The organism is Gilliamella sp. B2969, assembly GCF_026536195.1.
In the GTDB taxonomy this organism is placed as follows: domain Bacteria; phylum Pseudomonadota; class Gammaproteobacteria; order Enterobacterales; family Orbaceae; genus Gilliamella.
Window position 1 is genome coordinate 139,036 of record NZ_JAFNOP010000009.1, and the last position, 23,338, is coordinate 162,373.

At 36.8% G+C, this 23,338-nt stretch carries 21 protein-coding genes; 17 read left to right on the forward strand and 4 right to left on the reverse strand.

Annotated elements, in window-relative coordinates; translation table 11 throughout:
- Positions 1-21: 21 nt before the first annotated feature.
- Positions 22-600: a division/outer membrane stress-associated lipid-binding lipoprotein gene (dolP, locus tag J3U66_RS09755; RefSeq protein WP_267333952.1), complete on the reverse strand. Its 579-nt coding sequence runs from the start codon at positions 598-600 to the stop codon at positions 22-24.
- Between the two features lie 250 nt (positions 601-850).
- On the opposite strand from dolP, the gene J3U66_RS09760 reads away from it, so the two are divergent.
- The gene (locus J3U66_RS09760) at positions 851-1,549 is read left to right on the forward strand and encodes a DUF1266 domain-containing protein (protein WP_267333953.1); all 699 of its coding nucleotides are present in this window, start codon (positions 851-853) and stop codon (positions 1,547-1,549) included.
- Positions 1,540-4,230, forward strand: coding sequence for a hypothetical protein (locus J3U66_RS09765; RefSeq protein WP_267348829.1), 2,691 nt, complete (start codon positions 1,540-1,542; stop codon positions 4,228-4,230). The genes J3U66_RS09760 and J3U66_RS09765 overlap by 10 nt, the downstream gene beginning before the upstream one ends.
- A 92-nt stretch (positions 4,231-4,322) precedes the next feature.
- On the opposite strand, the gene J3U66_RS09770 is transcribed toward J3U66_RS09765, so the two are convergent.
- The 3 genes from J3U66_RS09770 to xthA all read right to left on the reverse strand — a co-directional run bounded on the left by J3U66_RS09770 (position 4,323) and on the right by xthA (position 8,409).
- Positions 4,323-5,993, reverse strand: coding sequence for a molecular chaperone HscC (locus tag J3U66_RS09770; RefSeq protein WP_267348830.1), 1,671 nt, complete (start codon positions 5,991-5,993; stop codon positions 4,323-4,325).
- A 225-nt stretch (positions 5,994-6,218) separates the two neighbouring features.
- Positions 6,219-7,571: an exodeoxyribonuclease VII large subunit gene (xseA, locus tag J3U66_RS09775; protein WP_267333956.1), complete on the reverse strand. Its 1,353-nt coding sequence runs from the start codon at positions 7,569-7,571 to the stop codon at positions 6,219-6,221.
- Positions 7,572-7,602: 31 nt separating this feature from the next.
- Complete coding sequence (gene xthA, locus J3U66_RS09780) at positions 7,603-8,409, reverse strand: exodeoxyribonuclease III (protein WP_267333957.1); 807 nt, start codon at positions 8,407-8,409, stop codon at positions 7,603-7,605.
- Between the two features lie 114 nt (positions 8,410-8,523).
- Between xthA and tyrA the strand changes: the two genes are divergently transcribed.
- From tyrA to J3U66_RS09855, 15 genes are all read left to right on the forward strand, one after another.
- Complete coding sequence (gene tyrA, locus J3U66_RS09785) at positions 8,524-9,645, forward strand: bifunctional chorismate mutase/prephenate dehydrogenase (RefSeq protein WP_267333958.1); 1,122 nt, start codon at positions 8,524-8,526, stop codon at positions 9,643-9,645.
- A 151-nt stretch (positions 9,646-9,796) separates the two neighbouring features.
- Positions 9,797-11,134 (forward strand): phosphoglucosamine mutase, encoded by a 1,338-nt coding sequence (gene glmM, locus J3U66_RS09790; protein WP_267333959.1) that lies wholly within the window; start codon positions 9,797-9,799, stop codon positions 11,132-11,134.
- Between the two features lie 251 nt (positions 11,135-11,385).
- Complete coding sequence (atpB, locus tag J3U66_RS09795; RefSeq protein ID WP_267348831.1) at positions 11,386-12,168, forward strand: F0F1 ATP synthase subunit A; 783 nt, start codon at positions 11,386-11,388, stop codon at positions 12,166-12,168.
- Between the two features lie 40 nt (positions 12,169-12,208).
- Positions 12,209-12,442: a F0F1 ATP synthase subunit C gene (gene atpE, locus J3U66_RS09800; protein ID WP_416379737.1), complete on the forward strand. Its 234-nt coding sequence runs from the start codon at positions 12,209-12,211 to the stop codon at positions 12,440-12,442.
- Positions 12,443-12,466: 24 nt separating this feature from the next.
- Positions 12,467-12,937 (forward strand): F0F1 ATP synthase subunit B, encoded by a 471-nt coding sequence (gene atpF, locus J3U66_RS09805; protein ID WP_267348833.1) that lies wholly within the window; start codon positions 12,467-12,469, stop codon positions 12,935-12,937.
- Positions 12,938-12,950: 13 nt separating this feature from the next.
- Positions 12,951-13,484 (forward strand): F0F1 ATP synthase subunit delta, encoded by a 534-nt coding sequence (gene atpH / locus J3U66_RS09810; RefSeq protein ID WP_267348835.1) that lies wholly within the window; start codon positions 12,951-12,953, stop codon positions 13,482-13,484.
- An 11-nt stretch (positions 13,485-13,495) separates the two neighbouring features.
- Positions 13,496-15,037, forward strand: coding sequence for a F0F1 ATP synthase subunit alpha (atpA, locus tag J3U66_RS09815; RefSeq protein WP_416379598.1), 1,542 nt, complete (start codon positions 13,496-13,498; stop codon positions 15,035-15,037).
- Positions 15,038-15,051: 14 nt separating this feature from the next.
- Positions 15,052-15,921 (forward strand): F0F1 ATP synthase subunit gamma, encoded by an 870-nt coding sequence (gene atpG, locus J3U66_RS09820; RefSeq protein ID WP_065633167.1) that lies wholly within the window; start codon positions 15,052-15,054, stop codon positions 15,919-15,921.
- A gap of 47 nt (positions 15,922-15,968) precedes the next feature.
- A complete protein-coding gene (gene atpD / locus J3U66_RS09825) occupies positions 15,969-17,351 on the forward strand; it encodes a F0F1 ATP synthase subunit beta (protein ID WP_267333962.1) in 1,383 nt (460 codons plus the stop codon).
- A gap of 26 nt (positions 17,352-17,377) precedes the next feature.
- Positions 17,378-17,803, forward strand: a complete 426-nt coding sequence (locus tag J3U66_RS09830; protein ID WP_065633169.1) for a F0F1 ATP synthase subunit epsilon — start codon at positions 17,378-17,380, stop codon at positions 17,801-17,803.
- A gap of 318 nt (positions 17,804-18,121) precedes the next feature.
- Positions 18,122-18,991, forward strand: coding sequence for a hypothetical protein (locus J3U66_RS09835; RefSeq protein WP_267348837.1), 870 nt, complete (start codon positions 18,122-18,124; stop codon positions 18,989-18,991).
- Complete coding sequence (locus J3U66_RS09840; RefSeq protein ID WP_267348839.1) at positions 18,984-19,856, forward strand: hypothetical protein; 873 nt, start codon at positions 18,984-18,986, stop codon at positions 19,854-19,856. Before J3U66_RS09835 ends, J3U66_RS09840 begins: the two co-directional genes overlap by 8 nt.
- Positions 19,849-20,721, forward strand: a complete 873-nt coding sequence (locus J3U66_RS09845; RefSeq protein WP_267348841.1) for a hypothetical protein — start codon at positions 19,849-19,851, stop codon at positions 20,719-20,721. The genes J3U66_RS09840 and J3U66_RS09845 overlap by 8 nt, the downstream gene beginning before the upstream one ends.
- Entirely contained in the window at positions 20,714-21,586 is an 873-nt protein-coding gene (locus J3U66_RS09850) for a hypothetical protein (RefSeq protein ID WP_267348843.1), read from the forward strand. Before J3U66_RS09845 ends, J3U66_RS09850 begins: the two co-directional genes overlap by 8 nt.
- Entirely contained in the window at positions 21,579-22,277 is a 699-nt protein-coding gene (locus J3U66_RS09855) for a hypothetical protein (RefSeq protein ID WP_267348844.1), read from the forward strand. The genes J3U66_RS09850 and J3U66_RS09855 overlap by 8 nt, the downstream gene beginning before the upstream one ends.
- The last annotated feature ends 1,061 nt before the right edge of the window (positions 22,278-23,338 follow it).

Consider the following 23,338-nt stretch of genomic DNA (forward strand, 5'->3'; position numbering starts at 1 on the left):
CCCATTTAATCATCAGATAAATTAATTTTCTGGAGAGGTAAAGAGCGTAATCACCTTTTTAACGCCATCAACTTTACTCGCGACATCAGCAACAGATTTGCCTTCTTGCTCAGTAACAATACCGATTAAAAAAACTTCTCCGTTTTCGGTCACAACTTTTATTTTACGTGCTTTTGTTTCAGCGTTAAAAACTAATTGAGATTTTACTTTGGTAGTGATCCACGCATCATTCGTCATGGTACCTGCATCAACAGGCTCACCAACACGAATTTGATTATAAACTTTTTTTATCCCTTCAACTTCATGGGCTAAGCTATCCGCTTTTTCTATTTGTTCATTTGTTGCCTGACCAGTTAAAAGAATATTGCCATCATAAGCAGTTGTTGCAATATGGGATCCAATAAATGTGGATGCGTTATCTTTTAACTTCATGCCCATACGTGAATTAAGTGTAGTGTCATCAACTTGTGTTCCTGCTGTTCGTGGATCTGAAGCCACTTTAGCAGTAGCGCCCGCCCCTGCGCCAATTACGGCAGCAACACAACCTTGCAACATAAACACACCAAATATGAATATTGCAAATAAAGCAATTTTTTTCATGGTGACTCCTTTTTATTTATTGCTTCTTAGTAATCAAATAGTGATTACTTTGCTTTTATTATGCCTTGTTGACATTGATTTGCAAAATATAATTACCGTAACTGCAACAAGTCTAAGATTCATTTCACTCAATCAAAGGGATTTTTAAAATGTATCTAATCCCATTAATTTAAATAACAATTTCGTTTTTAAGCTTAAATCTGCTATCTTTTTATATTAAATAATATAAGTAATGATATAAATAAAAAATATGAATCAAGATATTATCGATTGGTTATATGGATTGTCAGCACCGATGGTTGTATTACATAAAGATAAGGGTGCCAGTTATACTTCACCATTTTTTTATCCTCAACAAGATTTTGTTGATATGAGCGAAAGTTGGGGGATTGATTCTCGAGAAACTTTACTAAATTGCGTGTTTGATATGGTCGATGATGGGCATGCTTCAACACTGTCTCACTATTATTTTATCTATTCACGATATGCAGAATTTGACTGGTGTAAGTATTATAACGAGCAAACTGACTACCAAAAAGTGTTGCTTGATTTTGTTAAACAAACCTTTCCTATATGTGGTGTAGCTAGCATCCGAAGTTGGGATTATGCACGGATGGCCTATATTTTACGTAATGGTATCACAAACAAATATATCACCGAACAAGAAGCATTATGGATTTTATTCAGAATTGGTATTCGTGCCCAATATTATTATAGCTCTTGGCAACATTATTTCACCAGTTGGTTTATTGGTTATCAGTATTGGATATCACTAAATAATAAAGAAAACTTAGAATTACTACGTTGCGAATTATCCAGAGCTTCAAACGCGCATACCATGACCAATTTATATTCAGACTTACAAGCACCATTTAACTGCTTACCTTGGTTTATTGATTTGGATGATCAACAAAAACCTGAATCATTAATGGAGTATCAATGGTCATGAATGAAGATATTTGGCATTTATTAGGAATTGTTCCAACAAAAGATATCGCAGTTATTCGTCAAGCATATCGAACTAAGTTACCTGATTATCATCCTGAAAGGGATCCTGAGGGGTTTAAAGCGTTACGCCAAGCCTATGACAATGCAATACTGTATGCACAATCCACCGAAACAGTAATTGATCAACCACAAGCAGAATCTGAAGTAAAACCAAACGATCCTTTAAGTGACGAACAAATTCAAGCAAATGAAATTTGTGCTGCTTATCAAGCGCTATTAAACGATCCTAACCGTTGTTACAAAATTGATGAGTGGCAAAAATTTATTGGTTCGTTTTATGATTATCCAATGGCGGTAATAGATATCGTCAAATGGCAATTGCTAGAAATAAGTTATGAAACTACCAATATATCACAATCATGTGTTAACTTATTAGCCGAAAATTTGCGTTGGCGACAACAACTCATCACTCAATATCCCGATCAATATGAACACTACAACAATTTTTTAAAATATCTTGAGGGTGGGGATTTTTTTGATTACACCGCCTTACCCACAACGAATAAGTCAATACAAAATGTCACAATTGAGTATGTGTATAATGCCAAATGGATATATTGGGAGCAACGTTCAGCGGACCTTTACGCCTATTTACAACAAGATACTGTTATTTATTTGCCTGATGATAAAACATTGATGCTTGCTTTAAGCTACTGGCATTGTGTGGCTGAATTAGAAAATCAAGCAATTTTAGACTATGCGCTATCAGCAATAACACAACCAGATCAAGCCGAACATTTGATTATTGAATGGAAATATATCGCGGCAAATCAATATACTTTACTCAATAATAAACAGCAGGCTTTACAAGCTTGGATTGATCTTTACCATTCAGGGCATTATGTAGAAAAAGCAGAAAGTTGGATTGCGGGTTGGTGTGCATATTATGCTAGTAATTACCTACCTTTATTATTTGTTGCGCTTAATGACTCTTACTGCCTTGAAGTAGATAAAACTGACAATTATCTATTTACCATTCCGCAATTTACACCAACTACCATCGCTCGATTAGCCAAAATTGATCCGAGCGAATATAACACGGAGATTGCAGATTTTATTAATTGGGCTTTAAGTACAAACTGGAATTACCGACAAATCTTATCAATGTTATTACTTGATGATGGTAGCAATCGCTTACTGCGTTTATATCGTCATGCCATCATGTTACGGCACGGTAACGAAACAATGTTACAACAAATTTTAGATGAACAGAGTGATGATCCATTTGAACAATTTATTCTGACTAATTTAAAGCGACAAGCTAAACAACATTTAGCATGGCTATCAAGACTTACGCCAGTGAAAGAGTTCAAAGCTTGGCTCTATGATAATAATGAAAACTTACCTATTCCCGCTAGATTTGATCCAGATGAAAATGGCGATCAGTTTTTATATAGCCGGTTGTTCCTTGATAGGTTTGATCATTTACCTGACATCGCAATATTACATCTTTATAAAAATCTAAACTACACCCATATGGAGATGTATGACTGGGTTGTATATTTTAAATTTCAAAATGTTTATCAATTACCCTCACCACCCAATGACAACACAATATTTTACAACAAAAATAACTATTGGCAGTGGTATCGTGAATGTATCTTGGCGCTAGCCATTGTTAACTCGCCTTTTAAAACCGCTCAATACCTGCAACAACACAGTAATACCTTTAATTTATCGAATAATAATGCACTTAAACCCATTATAGATATTTTCAAAAATCCAAAATGGCAAACTAGCGATGAATTATACAGTTTGATTAATAATGATAATAAATTGATTAATAGTATGTTAATCAGTTATCCCGATTCGATAGAGTCTTTTATTGATGAGTCAAACAACGTTGATTTTAATGATATTGAGCAAAAATTAGCACACTCATGGCATGCAAAATTAAAAAATGGCAATCGAATTTATTTAATGTTTTTATATAAGATTGTCTTAAATAAACCTTCGCAAGCTAAACAGCTAGATCAAATACTAAAAAACTTTGCTGGTGATGATAAAGCATTAATCAAAGTAGCAACTAATTTGCAGAAAAGCGGGGATTTACCTTATTTGAATAACTTCAAACAAAACGCCAGCCATCACCAACCAGCACAATTGATACAGTCAATGATTGCACTTTTATCTCAAAAATATGGTATATGCTCAGAAACTGAACTTGAAAAATTAGAAGAGTTAAAAGATAACACGGATAATGATTTGATACTGCGACTTTGTGCCACACTGCTTTTAGCCCAAAATAACCAAAAACAAGCGTATTTAAACTCGTTATCGCTGCCTAAAAATGAATGGACGCAATTTTGGCGTTGGAATGGCCGTACTGACCTATCTGGATTTGCGAAACAGTTATTTGTTAGTTTGATTATCATTGCTTACGGTAAGACATTTATGGATATATATAATCAGACGCCAAATATATTTTCTGTACTCTTGACGATATCTTATATTTTTGCCGGAATAAATATCGTGTTTGCCATAAAACGACGTCTGAATGATAGCTATCAAGGACAAAAATACTTTTTTAGTATAAACACATTTTTGTTAATCTTTTTACTGTATCCTTGTTATCAGCCTAGTTTTACACAGCTCAATCGTTTTGGTCCGCCTTTAGAATAAAGCAAAAGTCGTTAGCCAAACTTCCCCCTTTTTTAAATCAACTAAATAAAAAGGGGGGAATTAAACGTTTATCAAATCATGCAGCTAAGCAATTACCGACCTAAATCGTTTAATTGTGACTCAATTTCACTGCGCATCTGATTTATTTCATCTAAATTTTGTTGATTTAATACCGTTAAAAAATCTTCAATATAAGATCCAATCAACAGTCGTTCATCGCCTAGTGATTGCGCCCATGCACGCTCTAATCTTGCCAATAAAGTACGATTTGGCATTTCATCACGTGGGTGTATTTTTAACGCTTTTAACCGCTCATGGCTTTCCTGTTTTTGCTTATCGGTTAATCCAATTGGGCTTTGATCGATCACTTTACCATATTGCTCACCGGTCTCAAGTAGAACAACGTCAACTTCTAATAATCCATTTAAATCATAGCTAAAACGAACATCAACACCCTGTGTTTTTTCCATCGGTGTAAGTGGTATTTCAAACTCATCAATTAACACATTATTTTCTACTCGAGGATTTTCGCCTTGATAAACCGAAATGCAGATCGCTTTTTGTTGTGGTTGCGTTGAATAAAACGTTTTTACCTTAGACGTTGGCACAATAGTGTTACGTTCAATGATAGGTGAAAACAAGCCACTTACCTTACCTGAACAACTTTCAATACCAAGTGTATAAGGACAGACATCAGTTAATATTACCTCTTCAACATCTTGATTGCGCAAACGGCAAGCCGCTTGTACCGCCGCACCTTGTGCCACAATTGTAGTCGGATTGATGTGACGATAAGGTAATTTACCAAAAAGTTTAGTCACCAATTCACGCACCACACCTAGCTGTGATGATCCCCCTACTAATACGATATGTTCAAGTTGAGCAGGCTTTAAACGCGCATCACTTAAGGCTTGTTCAACAGGCGCTCGCAAACGATTAAGCAGTGGTAGCCAAATCACTTTAGCTCGACTTTCATTAAGTTCAAATTGCCACTCTTTATCTTGCCAAAACCAAGTTAAATATTGCATTTGTTCGCCATTTAACTTGCATTTGACTTGTTCAGCTAAATCTAATAATCGAGCATAATCATCAACAGCAATATCTTGTTGTTTAAGCTTCCATTCACTTAAACAAGCTTGAACAATTTCATGGGTAAAATCTTCACCACCTAGATAGTTATCACCCGCTGAAGCGTGAACCTCAATAATCGGTAGAGCATATTCAAGTACGGTTACATCAAAGGTCCCGCCACCTAAATCAAATACTAACGTATTACCTGATTGTTCTTCATGTAGTCCATAGGCCATGGCAGCAGCGGTTGGTTCATTAATCAAACGAACTGCGTTTAAACCAGCTAACTCGGCAGCAAAACGAGTCTGCTTTCGCTGTTCATCATTAAAATAAGCCGGAACAGAAATAACAACATCACGAATTTCTTGTTGCAAAAATGCTTCGGCATCGGCTTTTAACGATTTTAAAACTAATGCTGAAAGTTCTGTTGGGGTGAATTTTTTACCGGCTAGCTCATAAATTTTATTTGAACCTAAAAATCGTTTAAATGCGGCAGCACTTTTATCAGGATGAGTCGTTAAGCGAGACAGCGCTGCACGGCCAACTAAAATAGAATCATCTTCATCAATACTTACCACAGAAGGTGTTACAACTTCACCGATAGCATTGGGAATCAACGTTGGCTTACCTTCTTGCCAGACACAAATTAAACTGTTGGTCGTACCTAAATCAATACCAATTGGAGGATTCATACACTTTTTAAATAAAATAATAATTTGTTATGCTCGAATTATATACTAGTGCCAGCCTAAATTGCAAAGCAAATAACACCTTGAAATATCGATAAAAAATATAATTTTCAGCAAGTTTTGACAATTCAATTAATAAATATAGTGAACAACCAATTTAAATATCAACCTTGTGATAAAGCTTATTCAATTTAGATCGAATACTCTTAATTTTTATATTCACTGAGATCACTTTGAGGTGATATCTTTATCATCAATTGTAGTAATTTGACTAACAAGTTTACCTTGTTTTAACCTGGTAATGATGAAATCACCAACGGTCACTTGTGCCGCACAACCGACCACCGCATTATCAACCGTTGTGGTCACTGAATAACCTCGTTCTAATGTGGCAAGTGGACTGACACTATTAAGCTGTGAGGTTTGTAAGGCGAATTGATGTTGTGATTGAGTAAATTTTTGCTCAATCAGATGGATTATTTGTTGCTGACGTTGATTAATTGTCTGCTGTAAAGCGCTTATCGTATTTTGCGGAGAGAGACGTAACAATCTTTTATCTAAGTAATTATATCGATTTGTTTGTCGAAGCAAATATTGCTGAATATTGTCATATAAGGCATGACGATAAGTTAATAGTACATTTAACTGTTTGGCTAACTTTGCTTGCGGATGTTGAGTTTGTAATCGATGATACCCTTTATTTAACATTTCACGGCATCTTGTTAAATAGTAATCAATAGCCATAGATAAATACTGTTCTTGAATTTGTAACCGCTTTATTTGATCTAAGCTATCTTGGCTAACTAATTCAGCAGCAGCCGAAGGCGTAGCAGCTCGAACATCAGCGACAAAATCGGCAATGGTAAAATCAATTTCATGCCCAACTGCGCTGACAATCGGTAAACGGCTAGCAAAAATCGCTCTTGCTACGACCTCTTCATTAAAAGACCAAAGATCCTCTAATGATCCCCCTCCTCGGCCAACAATTAATACATCACATTCTTGACGAATATTGGCAATTTCAATCATTCGAGCAATTTGCGCGGCAGCTTCAGTACCTTGTACTTGTGTTGGATAAATAATTAAATGCAAACTTGGATCTCGGCGCTTTAATATCTGACAAATATCATGTAGTGCTGCGCCGGTTGATGAAGTAATAATACCTACTGTTCGAATATTATCCGGTAAGGGTTTTTTATAAATAGCATCAAATAGCCCCTCGTCGGATAGTTTTTGCTTTAACTGTTCAAATTTTTGTTGTAATAAACCTGCACCTGCTGGTTGTAGCTGATCAATCACCAGTTGATATTCACCGCGTGCTTCATAAAGTGTGACAGTTGCTCGAACTAAAACTTGCTGGCCATTTTGGGGAGTAAAGCCCGTTCGAAAATTACTATTACGAAACATTGCACATCGCACTTGAGCTGCATCATCTTTTAGCGTGAAGTACCAATGACCTGATGATGGGCGAGAAAAATTAGAAATCTCACCCACTAACCAAATCTGGCCAATAGCATCTGAAAGTACATCTTTTACCATTTGATTAAGATCTTTAACTGATAAAATTGAACGACTTTGCATGCTATTATCCTTACTAAATAGGTGTATAAACTTAAACTAAATCAAACTCTGCCCAAATTGGCGCATGATCAGACGGCTTTTCCATTGCCCGAATTTCATAATCAATACCTGTTTGCTGACAATAAGATAACAGTTTTGGGCTGGCTAAAATTAAATCAATTCGAAGCCCAGTACCCGTATCAAAGCCTTTGGAACGATAATCAAACCAAGAATATTCCTGTTTTGTTCGATGTTCATTACGATAAGTATCTGTAAAGCCAAGCGACAGTAAATTGTTCATCCAATCTCGCTCTTCAGGTAAAAACGAACATTTACCAGTACGTAGCCAGCGTTTACGGCTATCTTCCGATATTCCAATATCAATATCAGTTGGACAAATATTCATATCGCCCATAATTAAACAGAGCTGTTCACTTAATTGTTGCTGTTTTAGGTAATCAATCAGATCCTGATAAAACTTACGTTTTGCTGGATACTTGATTTCATGATGTAAACTTTCGCCTTGAGGAAAATAACCATTAATCACCGTTAAATTACCTTCATTGGTGGGTAATTGTGCCATGATTAAACGGCATTGGGCATCTTGTTCATCGGTGGGAAAGCCACATTGTACTGATATGGGCTGTTGCTTGGTTAAAAGTGCAACACCATAGTGCCCTTTCTGCCCATGATAATGTAAGTGATAACCAAATTGGGCTAACTCTTCAACCGGAAACTGATCATTATGTACTTTCGTTTCTTGTAAACCGATTATATCAGGCTGATGGATATCAATAATCGCAGCGAGCTGATGAATTCTGGCGCGAAGACTATTAATATTAAATGAGATAACTTTCATAATAAATTTATTATACTGGAATTAACGTTGTCATTGACTCATGCTACCAAAAATACGTTATACTGTTAAGCTATTACAGTAAAAGCTTCAATTTGTGCTAAAGGAATCCCATCTATGTCAACGGAATTACTCACACTACGCGATAAAATTGATGAAGTCGACAAATCAATTTTAGCTTTAATTAGTCAACGACTAGCATTAGTTGCCAAAGTTGGTGAGGTAAAAAGCAAACATGGAATTCCGATTTATGATCCCAAACGTGAAGCCGATATGTTAGCTAAACGTAAACACGAAGCCGAAAATTTAGGCATATCACCCGTTTTAATTGAGGATATTTTACGCCGGTTAATGCGTGAGTCTTACATCAGTGAAAACGATAAAGGTTTCAAAAAAGTATATACAGGTAGCGGATCAATTGTCATCATCGGTGGTAATGGTCAAATGGGGCGCCTGTTTTCTCGTTTATTTACATTATCTGGCTATCAAGTTAAAACGCTGGGTTCTAAAACCATGCATCAAGCAGCCGAAGTTGTCGCTGATGCCGCTGCCGTTATTGTTACAGTACCTATCAACAAAACATGCGAAATCATTGAACAATTACCGCCATTACCCAAAGATTGTATCTTAACTGATTTTACGTCTATAAAAGTCAAACCATTACAAGCCATGCTTGATAAACATTCAGGGCCAGTAGTTGGATTACACCCAATGTTTGGTCCAGACGTGCCAAATTTAGCCAAACAAATTATTGTTTATTGCCAAGGTCGTTATCCAGAACAATACCAATGGCTTATCGAGCAAATGCGAATTTGGGGTGCTAACTTATGCGCAATTGACGCTAAAGAACATGATAAATGTATGTCGTTTATTCAAGCTTTACGCCATTTCACCTCTTTTTCATATGGCGTTAATCTACAACGTGAACAAGCCGATTTGGAGCAGCTCATCGCCTTATCATCACCGATTTATCGATTAGAACTCATGATGGTGGGGCGTTTATTTGCTCAAGATCCCGAGCTCTATGCCGATATCATCATGGCATCCGATGATAATATTGAACTAATTAAACGCTATTATGAATGTTTTGGCCAAATGGTGAAATTAATTGAACAACGAGATAAGACTAAATTTGTTGAAAATTTCAATGAAGTCACCAAATGGTTTGGTCCTTATGCCAAGCGATTTATAAAAGAGAGCCAAGTTTTATTAAAATTTGCCAATGATAATCGTGATTAAAATTACAGTTAACATTCAGTAAAATTTAAATATTTTACGATAATTTAGTCATTAATTACACCTTATTGGCGTGTAATTATTAATGTTTAATAATAAAAATTACTCATTATAAATGAGTTAATCAAAATTACTTTTGTGTGAGGGAATAAACATGTCGAATCGAAAATACTTTGGAACCGATGGAATTCGAGGAAAAGTGGGGCAATATCCTATCACACCAGATTTTGCACTTAAATTAGGTTGGGCTGCCGGTCGCGTATTAGCGAAAGATGGAGTAAAAAAAGTTATTATCGGTAAAGATACCCGTATTTCAGGTTATATGCTTGAATCAGCTTTAGAAGCAGGATTTGCTTCAGCGGGCGTTGCTGCTGCTTTTACCGGACCAATGCCGACGCCTGCTATTGCTTATTTAACCCGAACATTTCGTGCAGATGCTGGGGTTGTCATTTCAGCTTCACATAACCCTTTTTATGATAACGGTATCAAATTTTTTTCGACAGAGGGTAAAAAGCTTGATGACGAAATTGAATTAGAGATCGAAGCTCAGCTTGAAAAACCAATAGACTGCGTTGAATCAAAACAACTGGGCCGAGCTAGTCGTATCACTGATGCTGCTGGCCGCTATATTGAATTTTGTAAAAGTACTTTTAACCATGATCTTAGCTTATCTGGTTTAAAAATTGTTGTCGATTGTGCTAATGGGGCAACCTACCATATCGCCCCTAAAGTATTACGTGAACTTGGTGCCAATGTGATAAAAATCGGTTGTGAACCAGATGGCGTCAACATCAATGATAATTGCGGTGCTACAGACATTAGAGCATTATCCAAACGTGTCATTGATGAAAAAGCGGATTTAGGTTTTGCTTTAGATGGTGATGGTGATCGCGTTATTATGGTCGATCATAAAGGCTGTAAAGTTGATGGAGATCAGATCATCTATATCGTCGCCCGAGAGGCTTTAAGACAGGGGCAACTAAAAGGCGGCGTTGTCGGCACATTAATGAGTAACATGGGGCTTGAGCTCGCGCTAAAAAATCTGGGTATCCCATTTGAAAGAGCGAAAGTTGGCGATCGTTATGTACTAGAAAAACTCATTGAAAAAAACTGGCGACTCGGTGCTGAAAATTCAGGGCATGTTTTATTATTAGATAAAACAACCACAGGGGATGGCATTGTCGCTGGTTTACAAGTATTGGTTGCAATGGTACACAATAATATGTCTTTAGCCGATCTTTGTAGTGGTATGACTATGTTGCCGCAGGTATTAATCAATGTTCGATTCACAAGCCAACATGATCCTCTACAGAGTCATGCAGTAAAAACCGCCATTAAACAAGCCGAACAACAACTCGGTAACCATGGTAGAGTTTTGATTCGTAAATCAGGCACAGAACCGCTTATTCGAGTTATGGTAGAAGGAACCGATCAATCCGAAGTTCAAAACTTAGCTGAACAAATTGCCCAAGCAGTCAAAGCGCAAAATTAGCGCCATTTATCCCCATTAATTTAGCTATTGATGGGGTAATATTTCTAATAAAGTTATTCTTACAGCTTCTATTCTTTACACAAAATTAGTAAAAAGTGTCTAAATTCTTAATTTTGTTAATCAGTTGTTGACTTAATATAGGCAATTGGGTTTAAAATAGTAGCTTCGGTTATTACAGCGATTGCTTATACCTTTTAAGGTTAAAAATAAGCAGTGTTTTTTTTATTATTAGAAATAGGTAAGAGGGTTATATGTCAGTTTCCTCTCCAGCTTCACCACAAGCTTATATTAAGCATCACCTTGAGAACTTGCAGGTGGGTTCGGGTTTTTGGACCTTTAATCTTGATTCATTATTTTTCTCAATTTTACTTGGTGTGCTTTTCTTATGGATTTTCCATCGTGTAGCAAGGAAAGCAACCAGTGGTGTACCAAGTAAACTACAATGTGCAGTCGAGATGATCTTCGAATTTGTTAATAATACTGTCAAAGACATGTTTACAGGTCAAAATAAACTCATAGCGCCACTTGCTTTAACAGTGTTTATCTGGGTTTTCTTAATGAATTTAATGGACCTTATCCCTGTTGATTTTCTACCTTATGCAGCGCAATGGTTAGGTCTTTCTCATTTAAGAGTGGTACCAACAGCTGATGTTAGCATTACAATGTCAATGTCACTCGGCGTGTTTGCACTTATCATTATTTATTCAATCAAATATAAAGGGATTTCAGGGTTTATTAAAGAATATACCTTACATCCATTTAATCATTGGGCATTTGCGCCAATCAACTTAATCCTTGAACTTGTTAGCTTATTAGCTAAACCTGTTTCTTTAGGATTACGACTATTCGGTAACATGTATGCAGGTGAACTAATCTTCATTTTAATTGCTGCACTATTACCATGGTGGTCACAATGGGCTCTATCTTTACCATGGGCCATTTTTCATATTTTAATTATTACATTACAAGCATTTATTTTTATGGTGTTGACGATCGTCTATTTAGCTATGGCATCGGCAACAGAAGATCATTAATTTTAATTTAAATTTTTTTATCAATAAACTGGAGTATATAATGGATATAAGTATGTTATATGTAGCCGCAGGCATAATGATGGGATTAGCTGCAATCGGTGGTGCGGTTGGTATTGGTCTATTAGGTGGTAAATTCTTAGAAGGTGCTGCACGTCAACCTGAATTAATGCCTATGTTACGTACACAATTCTTTATCGTTATGGGCTTAGTTGATGCGATTCCTATGATTTGTGTAGGTATTGCACTATTTATCATTTTTGCTGTTGCAGGTTAATAAAATTTTAAGAGGAATCGTCTCATGAATATGAACGCAACTCTCCTCGGCCAAGCAATTACATTTGTATTGTTTGTTTGGTTCTGTATGAAGTTTGTTTGGCCTCCGGTTATCCGTGCGATTGAAAAACGCCAAAAAGAGATAGCGGAAGGATTAGCTTCAGCAGAAACAGCAAAAAAAGATTTGGAATTAGCCAAAGCAAATACATCTGACATAATGCAACAGGCTAAGGTTGAGGCTAATGCAATTATTGAGCAGGCGAATAAACGCAAAGCAGCCATTCTTGAAGAAGCTAAACAAGAAGCTTCTCGTGAAAAAGAAAGGATTGTTGCTCAAGGACTTGCTGAAGTTGAAGCTGAGCGTAAACGCGCTCGTGAAGAGCTTAAACAACAAGTCGCTACACTCGCTATTGCCGGTGCAGAAAAAATTATTGAACGTTCTGTTAATGAAGCCGCTAACAGCGACATCATTGATAAACTCGTAGCTGAACTATAAGGAGAATAGAGCAATGGCTGACTTAATTACGATTGCTCGCCCTTATGCTAAAGCCGCTTTCGACTTTGCTGTTGAAAAAAACAACATCGAATCATGGCACAAAATGTTAGTGTTAACAGCTGAAGTGAGCAAAGATGCTCAAATAAAAAGTATTTTAACATCTGACATGAAAACCGATTCAGTGGCTAACTTACTCATCAATATCTGCAAAGATGTCCTTGATGAGTTTAGCACTAATTTTATTAAAGTTATGGCTGAAAATAAACGCTTATCCCTTCTTCCTGAAGTATTAACATTGTTTGAGCAATACTGTTTAGAAAGAGAAGCACAGGCAGACGTTGATGTAATTTCTGCCAATGAGCTGACCAGTGAACAACTTGATAAAATTTCTGTCGCTGTCGAAAAACGTTTATCACGAAAAGTAAAACTAAAATGTCATATTGATAAATCGCTCATTTCTGGTTTTATTATTCGTACGGGCGATATGGTTATTGATAGTAGTATCAGAGGACGTCTAAATCGACTAAATGACGTTCTACAGTCTTAAGGGGACTGATAATGCAGCTAAATTCAACTGAAATAAGTGAACTAATTAAAGAGCGAATCGCTCAGTTCAATATTGTGAGTGATGCTCACAATGAAGGAACAATCATCTCAGTAAGTGATGGTATCCTTCGAATCCACGGATTAACTGATGTCATGCAAGGCGAAATGATTGCATTACCCGGCAACCGTTATGCAATGGCATTAAACCTTGAAAGAGATTCTGTTGGTGCGGTGGTCATGGGACCATACGAAGACTTATCTGAAGGGATGAAAGTACAATGTACTGGTCGTATTTTACAAGTACCAGTAGGTGATGGCTTATTAGGTCGTGTTATTAATACACTTGGCGAACCAATTGATGGTAAAGGTTCGATTCAACATGACGGCTTCTCACCTGTAGAAGTCGTTGCGCCAGGCGTTATCGACCGTCAATCAGTTGACCAAGCGTTACAAACTGGTTATAAAGCGGTTGACTCAATGATTCCAATTGGTCGTGGTCAACGTGAACTTATCATCGGTGACCGTCAAACGGGTAAAACCGCATTAGCAATCGACGCCATTATCAATCAACGTGATTCTGGTGTTAAATGTATCTACGTCGCAATCGGTCAAAAACAATCAACTATTGCTAACGTAGTACGTAAACTCGAAGAGCATGGTGCACTTAAAAATACGATTGTGGTTGTTGCATCAGCATCTGAATCAGCAGCATTACAATACTTAGCACCTTATGCAGGTTGTGCGATGGGTGAATACTTCCGCGATCGCGGTCAAGATGCACTAATTGTTTATGATGATTTATCTAAACAAGCAGTTGCTTATCGTCAAATTTCATTACTACTTCGTCGCCCACCTGGACGTGAAGCTTATCCTGGTGACGTGTTCTATCTTCACTCACGTTTACTTGAACGTGCTGCTCGTGTTAACGAAGCTTATGTTGAAGAATTCACTAAAGGCGAAGTAAAAGGTAAAACCGGTTCATTAACTGCGTTACCAATTATCGAAACTCAAGCGGGTGACGTTTCAGCATTCGTACCAACTAACGTAATTTCGATTACAGATGGTCAGATCTTCCTTGAAACCAGCTTATTTAACTCAGGTATCCGTCCTGCGGTAAACCCGGGTATTTCGGTTTCTCGTGTGGGTGGTGCGGCTCAAACTAAGATAATGAAAAAATTATCAGGCGGTATTCGTACAGCACTTGCACAATATCGTGAACTGGCTGCGTTCTCACAGTTTGCATCTGACTTAGACGAAGCAACAAGAAACCAATTAAGCCATGGTGAAAAGGTAACTGAATTACTCAAACAAAAGCAATATTCACCAATGACAGTTGCTGAGCAATCAATTGTGCTTTACGCTGCTGAACGTGGTTATCTTGAAGATGTTGAACTGACTAAAGTGTTACCATTTGAAGCAGCACTTCTTGCTTATGCCCATAGCCAATATGCCGATTTTGTTAAGGAAATCGATACAACTGGTAACTACAATGATGAGATTGAAAACAAGCTAAAAGCAATGCTTGAAAGCTTTAAATCAACTCAAACTTGGTAAGGATGGGATAACAAATGGCTAATGCAAAAGAGATTAGAACCAAAATTGCCAGTATCCAAAGTACACAAAAGATCACTAAAGCGATGGAGATGGTTGCCAACTCTAAAATGCGTAAAACGCAAGATAGAATGGCAGCTAGCCGACCATATGCCGAAATGATTCGTGAAGTAATTGGACATTTAGCGTTAGCTCAAATAGGTGCCAAACATCCCTATTTAGAAGAAAGAGATGTTAAGCGAGTTGGCTATCTTATCATTTCGACCGATCGTGGTTTATGCGGTGGTTTAAATATTAATCTTTTCAAAACTGTCATTGCTGATATGTCAGCATGGCAGGAAAAAGGTGTTGAGTCTGATGTCGCTTTAATTGGATCACGAGGGGTATCGTTTTTCTCATCGGTTAAAGCGAACATATTAACCCAAGTAACCAACTTGGGGGATGAACCAACATTATCTGATTTGATTGGACCGGTAAAAACAATGCTTGAGGCATATGACAATGGCAAGGTTGATAGATTATATATTGTCACCAATAAATTTATTAATACCATGTCGCAAAAGCCAACTATACAGCAGTTATTACCATTACCACATTCAGATGATGAAAAGCTTAAAGCTTCATCAGGGGATTATATTTATGAGCCAGATGCGAAATCATTATTAGATGTGATTTTACGTCGTTATATTGAATCACAAGTCTATCAAGCTGTGGTTGAAAATCTAGCGAGTGAACAAGCAGCAAGAATGGTAGCCATGAAAGCAGCAACCGATAACGGTGCAAACTTAATCAATGAATTACAAATTGCGTATAACAAAGCACGTCAAGGTGCAATTACCAATGAATTAATTGATATTGTATCGGGTGCCGCTGCTGTTTCAGGTTAAGGCTAAATATTGGCTAATAGTTAAGAAAAAGACGTAGAGGATTAAAAATGGCTACTGGAAAGATTGTCCAGATCATCGGTGCGGTGGTTGATGTCGAATTCCCTGAAGATGCTGTACCAAAGGTATATGATGCATTAGAAGTGGAAACCGGCACTGAAAAATTAGTTCTGGAAGTTCAGCAACAATTAGGTGGTGGCGTTGTATGTTGTATTGCAATGGGATCATCTGATGGTTTAAGACGTGGACTTAAAGTAGTAAACACAGGTCACGGCATAGAAGTTCCTGTGGGAACAAAAACACTTGGTCGAATTATGAACGTACTTGGTGATCCTGTTGATAAAGCAGGTCCTATTGGTGAAGAAGAGCGTTGGGCAATTCACCGTGCAGCACCAACATACGAAGAGTTGGCTAACTCAACAGAATTACTTGAAACCGGCATCAAAGTTATCGACTTAATTTGTCCTTTTGCTAAAGGGGGTAAAGTTGGTCTATTTGGTGGTGCGGGTGTTGGTAAAACCGTTAATATGATGGAGTTAATTCGTAACATCGCGATCGAACACTCAGGTTACTCAGTATTTACTGGTGTGGGTGAACGTACACGTGAAGGTAACGACTTCTATCACGAAATGAAAGAATCAAACGTACTTGATAAAGTATCACTGGTTTATGGTCAGATGAATGAGCCACCAGGAAACCGTTTACGTGTTGCGTTAACTGGTTTAACCATGGCTGAAAAATTCCGTGACGAAGGTAAAGACGTACTCTTATTTATCGATAATATTTACCGTTATACCCTAGCCGGTACTGAAGTATCAGCTTTATTAGGACGAATGCCATCTGCAGTAGGTTACCAACCAACACTAGCAGAAGAAATGGGTATTCTTCAAGAACGTATTACCTCAACCAAAACGGGGTCAATCACCTCAATCCAAGCGGTATATGTACCAGCGGATGACTTAACTGACCCATCACCAGCAACAACCTTTGCTCACTTAGATGCAACAATCGTATTAAGTCGTCAAATCGCATCATTAGGTATTTACCCAGCGGTTGATCCACTTGACTCAACAAGTCGTCAATTAGATCCACTTGTTGTTGGTCAAGAACATTACGATTGTGCTCGTGGCGTACAGTCAATTTTGCAACGTTATCAAGAATTAAAAGATATCATTGCAATCCTTGGTATGGATGAATTATCAGAAGATGATAAATTAACTGTTGCTCGTGCACGTAAGATTCAACGTTTCTTATCTCAACCATTCTTCGTTGCGGAAGTATTCACTGGTTCGCCAGGTAAATACGTACCATTAAAAGACACCATCAGTGCATTTAAAGGTATTATGAACGGTGATTATGACCATATTCCTGAACAGGCATTTTATATGGTTGGTTCAATCGACGAAGCGATTGAAAAAGCAAAATCTCTCTAAGAGATTTATAGAACGGAGAGAGCATTATGGCACTAACTTCCTATCAATTAGAAGTTGTTAGTGCTGAATCTCACCTTTTTTCAGGTGATGTTCAGCGAATCAGAGTCACAGGACAAGAAGGTGAACTTGGGATCTATCCCGGTCATACCCCGCTACTTACCATGATTAAACCGGGTATGGTAGGCATTGTGAAAGCGGATGGTGAAGAAGAGTTTATCTATCTATCAGGTGGCATCTTAGAAGTGCAACCAACCCTTGTAACGATTTTAGCCGATACCGCTATTCGTGGAGAAGACTTAGACGAAGCCAGAGCGCAAGAAGCAGTAAGACAAGCGCAAGAGCATATTAATCATCCGAGTGATGATATGTCATTTGCGCAAGCTTCTGCCGAACTATCAAAAGCGTTGGCAAAAATCCGAGTCATCGAATTAACTCGCCGTATTGGACAATAACTGAGTTACCTTATCCAAACTTAAAAAAGGTTACAAAAATTAGATTTGTAACCTTTTTTATTATTCAAACGCCAATCTTTAAATATCTTTATTTTATTGAAGAATTATTCTTATTTTTATTACGTTAATAAACATTTCATTGTTTCGAAGTTGTAAAATTTAAGCAAAACGAGTATTTTATAAACAACTGTAAAAATTAACATATATAAAAATTTATATACAAAGTGATGTAAAAAAATATAGTGCATTTATATACTATCAATATGGAAGAAGCATTAGCATTAATTGAACAAGATATGGATAACCAAGGATTTTTAAATGACTAAAGGCTACAACTTATTGAAAGGTACAGTCAGCCAATTACGAGTACTGGATGACCCTAAAGAGTTACGCTCTGATGATATTGGTCTGCTCGCTATAATTGGATTAATGATTGTCGGAGCTTTTGAACTTATCGGTGCTTTAATTGGAGCGATAACTGCTGGCAGTATTACCCTAGACGGGAAAAGTTTTCGATGCTATGTCGGCAGAAAGGAGGTAGTAGGCAAATTAGCCCACGTTAATTTTAAAGATGGTGATTATGTTGAAATGTTAGTTAAACCAATCGAAGTTAACGAATATCAATCTGATTCTGTCAAGATGGCAGACTATTTTGCTTATGCTGTCCGCATGCCCCAATATCATGCTTTATATTTTCCTCGTTCTGTTGGAATGACTACATTACTACTACTAAAATATCTATCAATAGGTTTTGGTACAATTCTTTTATTCTTATATCTGATTATATCAACTATTTTATACATTCCTGACAGGGATATATCTACTATATTTATTTTCGCTGTATCAACCATCATTATGTTCTTTTTTCTATTAATTTCATTCTTTTTGATGATTGGTGGACTCTATACTTTTATAAGTAACCGAATTTTTGCAACCTTAGGCTATCCTAAACCATGGCTACATAATTATTTTAAGGAACATGAACGATTTAAAAAACTTAATCGTTCTAATGACCCTGAACTATTTGATGATCCACAAACTCCCGAATTTGAACGTATTAAAATACGTGATCCCAATGCTAATTACTACTGCCGAACCCCTATTTTACCCGATTGGGTTGAAGTCATTGATGAGCGCAAATTTACGCCAAATTTGACCACTCCAAATCAAGAGCAGTCCAATGATTAAAGGCTACAACTTATTGAAAGGTAAAGTCAGCCAATTACAAGTACTGGATGATCCCAAAGAGTTACGCTCGGATAATATTGGTCTGCTCGCTATAATTGGATTAATGATTGTCGGAGCTTTTGAACTTATCGGTACTTTAATTGGAACAATAACTGCCAGCAGTATTACTCTGGACGGGAAAAGTTTTCGATGCTATATCGGTAGAAAAGAGATAGTAGGTAAATTAGCTCATGTTAGTTTTAAAGATGGCGATTATGTTGAAATGTTAGTTAAACCAATCGAAGTTAACGAATATCAATCTGATTCTCCCGAGATGGCTGACTATCTTGCTTATGCTGTCCGCATGCCTCAATATCATGCTCTGTATTTCCCTCGTTCTGTCGGAACATCGTTCTTATTATTATTAAAATATCTTTCAATAGGTGTTGGTATACTTTGCTTATGTACCTTTATGATTGTAATGATTTATACGTTTATATCAACAGATGTTGATTTTTCTTTTTTCATTTCAACATTTTTGACATTTATTTTGTCATATATTATAGTTTTATGCTTTTTCTTTTTTATATTTGGAGGTATAAATTCCTTTGTTACTAGTCGAATTTTTGCAGCTTTAGGCTATCCTAAACCCTGGTCGCACAATTGCTATGAAGAAAGTAAACGATTTCTGAAACTCAATCGATCGGGTGCGCCTGAACTTTTTGACGATCCTCAAACTCCCGAATTTCGAAAAATTAGAAAATTCGATCGTAGTGCAAGCTATTACTGCCGAACCCCTATTTTACCCAATTGGATTAAAGTCATTGATGAACGCAAATTTACGCCAAATTCGACCACTCCAAATCAAGAGCAATCCAATGATTAAAGGCTACAACTTATTGAAAGGTACAGTCAGTCAGTTACAAGTACTGGATGACCCTAAAGAGTTACGCTCTGATGATATTGGTCTGCTCGCTATAATTGGATTAATGATTGTCGGAGCTTTTGAACTTATCGGTACTTTAATTGGAACAATAACTGCTGGCAGTATTACCCTAGAAGGGAAAAGTTTTCGATGCTATGTCGGCAGAAAGGAGGTAGTAGGCAAATTAGCCCACGTTAATTTTAAAGATGGCGATTATGTTGAAATGTTAGTTAAACCAATCGAAGTTAACGAATATCAATCTGATTCTGTCAAGATGGCAGACTATTTTGCTTATGCTGTCCGCATGCCTCAATATCATGCTCTATATTTTCCTCGTTCTGTCGGAACATCGACCTTATTATTATTAAAATATATTTCAATAATTATTGGTATATGTTGCCTATTTATATCTGTAGTTCTTATAATTGTTACATATATATCGGCAAAATTAGATTTATCAGAATTTAGTATAATTTGTCTACAGAGCATTGGGGCATTTATTGTATTTGTATGTTTTTTCTTTTTTATATTTGGAGGTATCAATTCTTTTGTTACTAGTCGAATTTTTACAGCTTTAGGCTATCCTAAACCCTGGTCGCACAATTGCTATGAAGAAAGTAAACGATTTCTGAAACTCAATCGCTCGGGTGCGCCTGAACTTTTTGACGATCCTCAAACTCCTGAATTTCGAAAAATTAGAAAATTCGATCGTAGTGCAAGCTATTACTGCCGAACCCCTATTTTACCCAATTGGGTTAAAGTCATTGATGAACGCAAATTTACGCCAAATTTGACCACTTCAAATCAAGAGCAATCCAATGACTAAAGGCTACAGTTTATTGAAAGGTACAGTCAGTCAGTTACAAGTACTGGATGATCCCAAAGAGTTACGCTCGGATAATATTGGTCTGCTCGCTATAATTGGATTAATGATTGTCGGAGCTTTTGAACTTATCGGTACTTTAATTGGAACAATAACTGCTGGCAGTATTACCCTAGACGGGAAAAGTTTTCGATGCTATGTCGGCAGAAAGGAGGTAGTAGGCAAATTAGCTCATGTTAGTTTTAAAGATGGCGATTATGTTGAAATGTTAGTTAAACCAATCGAAGTTAACGAATATCAATCTGATTCTGTCAAGATGGCAGACTATTTTGCTTATGCTGTCCGCATGCCTCAATATCATGCTCTATATTTTCCTCGTTCTGTCGGAACATCGACCTTACTATTACTAAAATATCTTTCAATAGGTAGTGGGATATTTTGCTTAATTTTCTTCATTTTTATTATGATTATAATGTTTATAAGCATGGAAATAGACTCCTCTCTATTTATGATGACTTGTATAGGCGTTTTATTATTATTTGTTTTCACTGTATGTTTATTTTTCTATACTGTCGGTGGTCTAAATTCTTTTGTCAGCAATCGAATTTTTGCAGCTTTAGGCTATCCTAAACCCTGGTCGCACAATTGCTATGAAGAAAGTAAACGATTTCTGAAACTCAATCGATCGGGTGCGCCTGAACTTTTTGACGATCCTCAAACTCCTGAATTTCGAAAAATTAGAAAATTCGATCGTAGTGCAAGCTATTACTGCCGAACCCCTATTTTACCCAATTGGGTTAAAGTCATTGATGAACGCAAATTTACGCCAAATTTGACCACTCCAAATCAAGAGCAGTCCAATGATTAAAGGCTACAACTTATTGAAAGGTAAAGTCAGCCAATTACAAGTACTGGATGATCCCAAAGAGTTACGCTCGGATAATATTGGTCTGCTCGCTATAATTGGATTAATGATTGTCGGAGCTTTTGAACTTATCGGTACTTTAATTGGAACAATAACTGCTGGCAGTATTACCCTAGACGGGAAAAGTTTTCGATGCTATGTCGGTAGAAAAGAGGTAGTAGGCAAATTAGCTCATGTTAGTTTTAAAGATGGCGATTATGTTGAAATGTTAGTTAAACCAATCGAATTTAACGAATATCAATCTGATTCTGCCGAGATGGCTGACTATCTTGCTTATGCTGTCCGCATGCCTCAATATCATGCTCTATATTTTCCTCGTTCTGTCGGAACATCGACCTTATTATTATTAAAATATCTTTCAATAGGTGTTGGTGTATTTTGCTTAATTTTCTTCATTTTTATTATGATTATAATGTTTATAAGCATGGAAATAGACTCCTCTCTATTTATGATGACTTGTATAGGCGTTTTATTATTATTTGTTTTCACTGTATGTTTATTTTTCTATACTGTCGGTGGTCTAAATTCTTTTGTCAGCAATCGAATTTTTACAGCGTTAGGCTATCCTAAACCCTGGTCGCACAATTGCTTTGATATTTTTTCAGTCGTTGCCGTTTGTAATTTTAAAGCGTAACCAAATAACTGTGTTAAAACATAAGCACCTTGATTATAACTACGTAAAAACACACCTTCTTTAAAAAGTAAAATATCCTTGAATTGGTGTTGTAAATTGAGTTTTTCAGAGATATTCATACAAAATATTATAATTCATCAGCCTCGACAAGCAGTCATAATTACCCAACCTAAATTAGAACCAGGCACGTTCCCAATTAGAAAATGACTCGCGAAATATTAAACAACAATAAAGCGCTTTTTGTCATTTAACGAGGCTTAATTTATGAATTTCTACAAGTAATAATTTTGACTCACTTTTGCTTATTTTTTAAGCTAGTTCGGCGCCGGCGGCTCCGACGCCAGCATATGCATTTACATCGCATATGCTGGCTATTGCCATTATAGGCGCATAGCGCCAACAATGGCATCGTCGCTCATATCATCACTTATTTTTTATAACGCTGCTTTAATTTAACGTTTACATGCCACTCGCCCACCTGAACTGTTAGGGGCCTCCATATGTGAAACATAACCAGAAAAATTCACAGTAAAATAAATATTATAAGCGGACCAATCTAATTCACGCGTCCAATAGTAAGAAAAAAAGGTATTTTCCGCTTCCCAATTCGAATTAGGATAGTTTGTGCCTGCTACCCATCCCCATTCTCCCATAATAGAACTACCAATTGCGCGGATAAAACTGTTCGTATAAACAGTCCAATTACCGCCAACTGAATTTGCTGGAGAGCTGGTATAATCGCGCCTGAATGGCACATTAGCAAGTCCACCACATAAATTTTGCGCGGTAGCCTGATTTATATCACCACTCTTTATAGGAACTAACCATACCGATGTTGGATTAAAGGTATAATCATGCGATATCGATTTATCATACCCTAAAGTTGCGCGCACTGTCACATTACCTGTTGGCTTATCATTTAATGTAATAAACCCTAATGAATCTACAGCAACCTTACCACCAGGATTACTGATCAAAGTGTAAGTATAGTCCGTTTGTGCACCAGTCATCACTAACTGAAATTTAGCACCAGGAAAGCCAGTTGTCGGAAACGTTTTTGC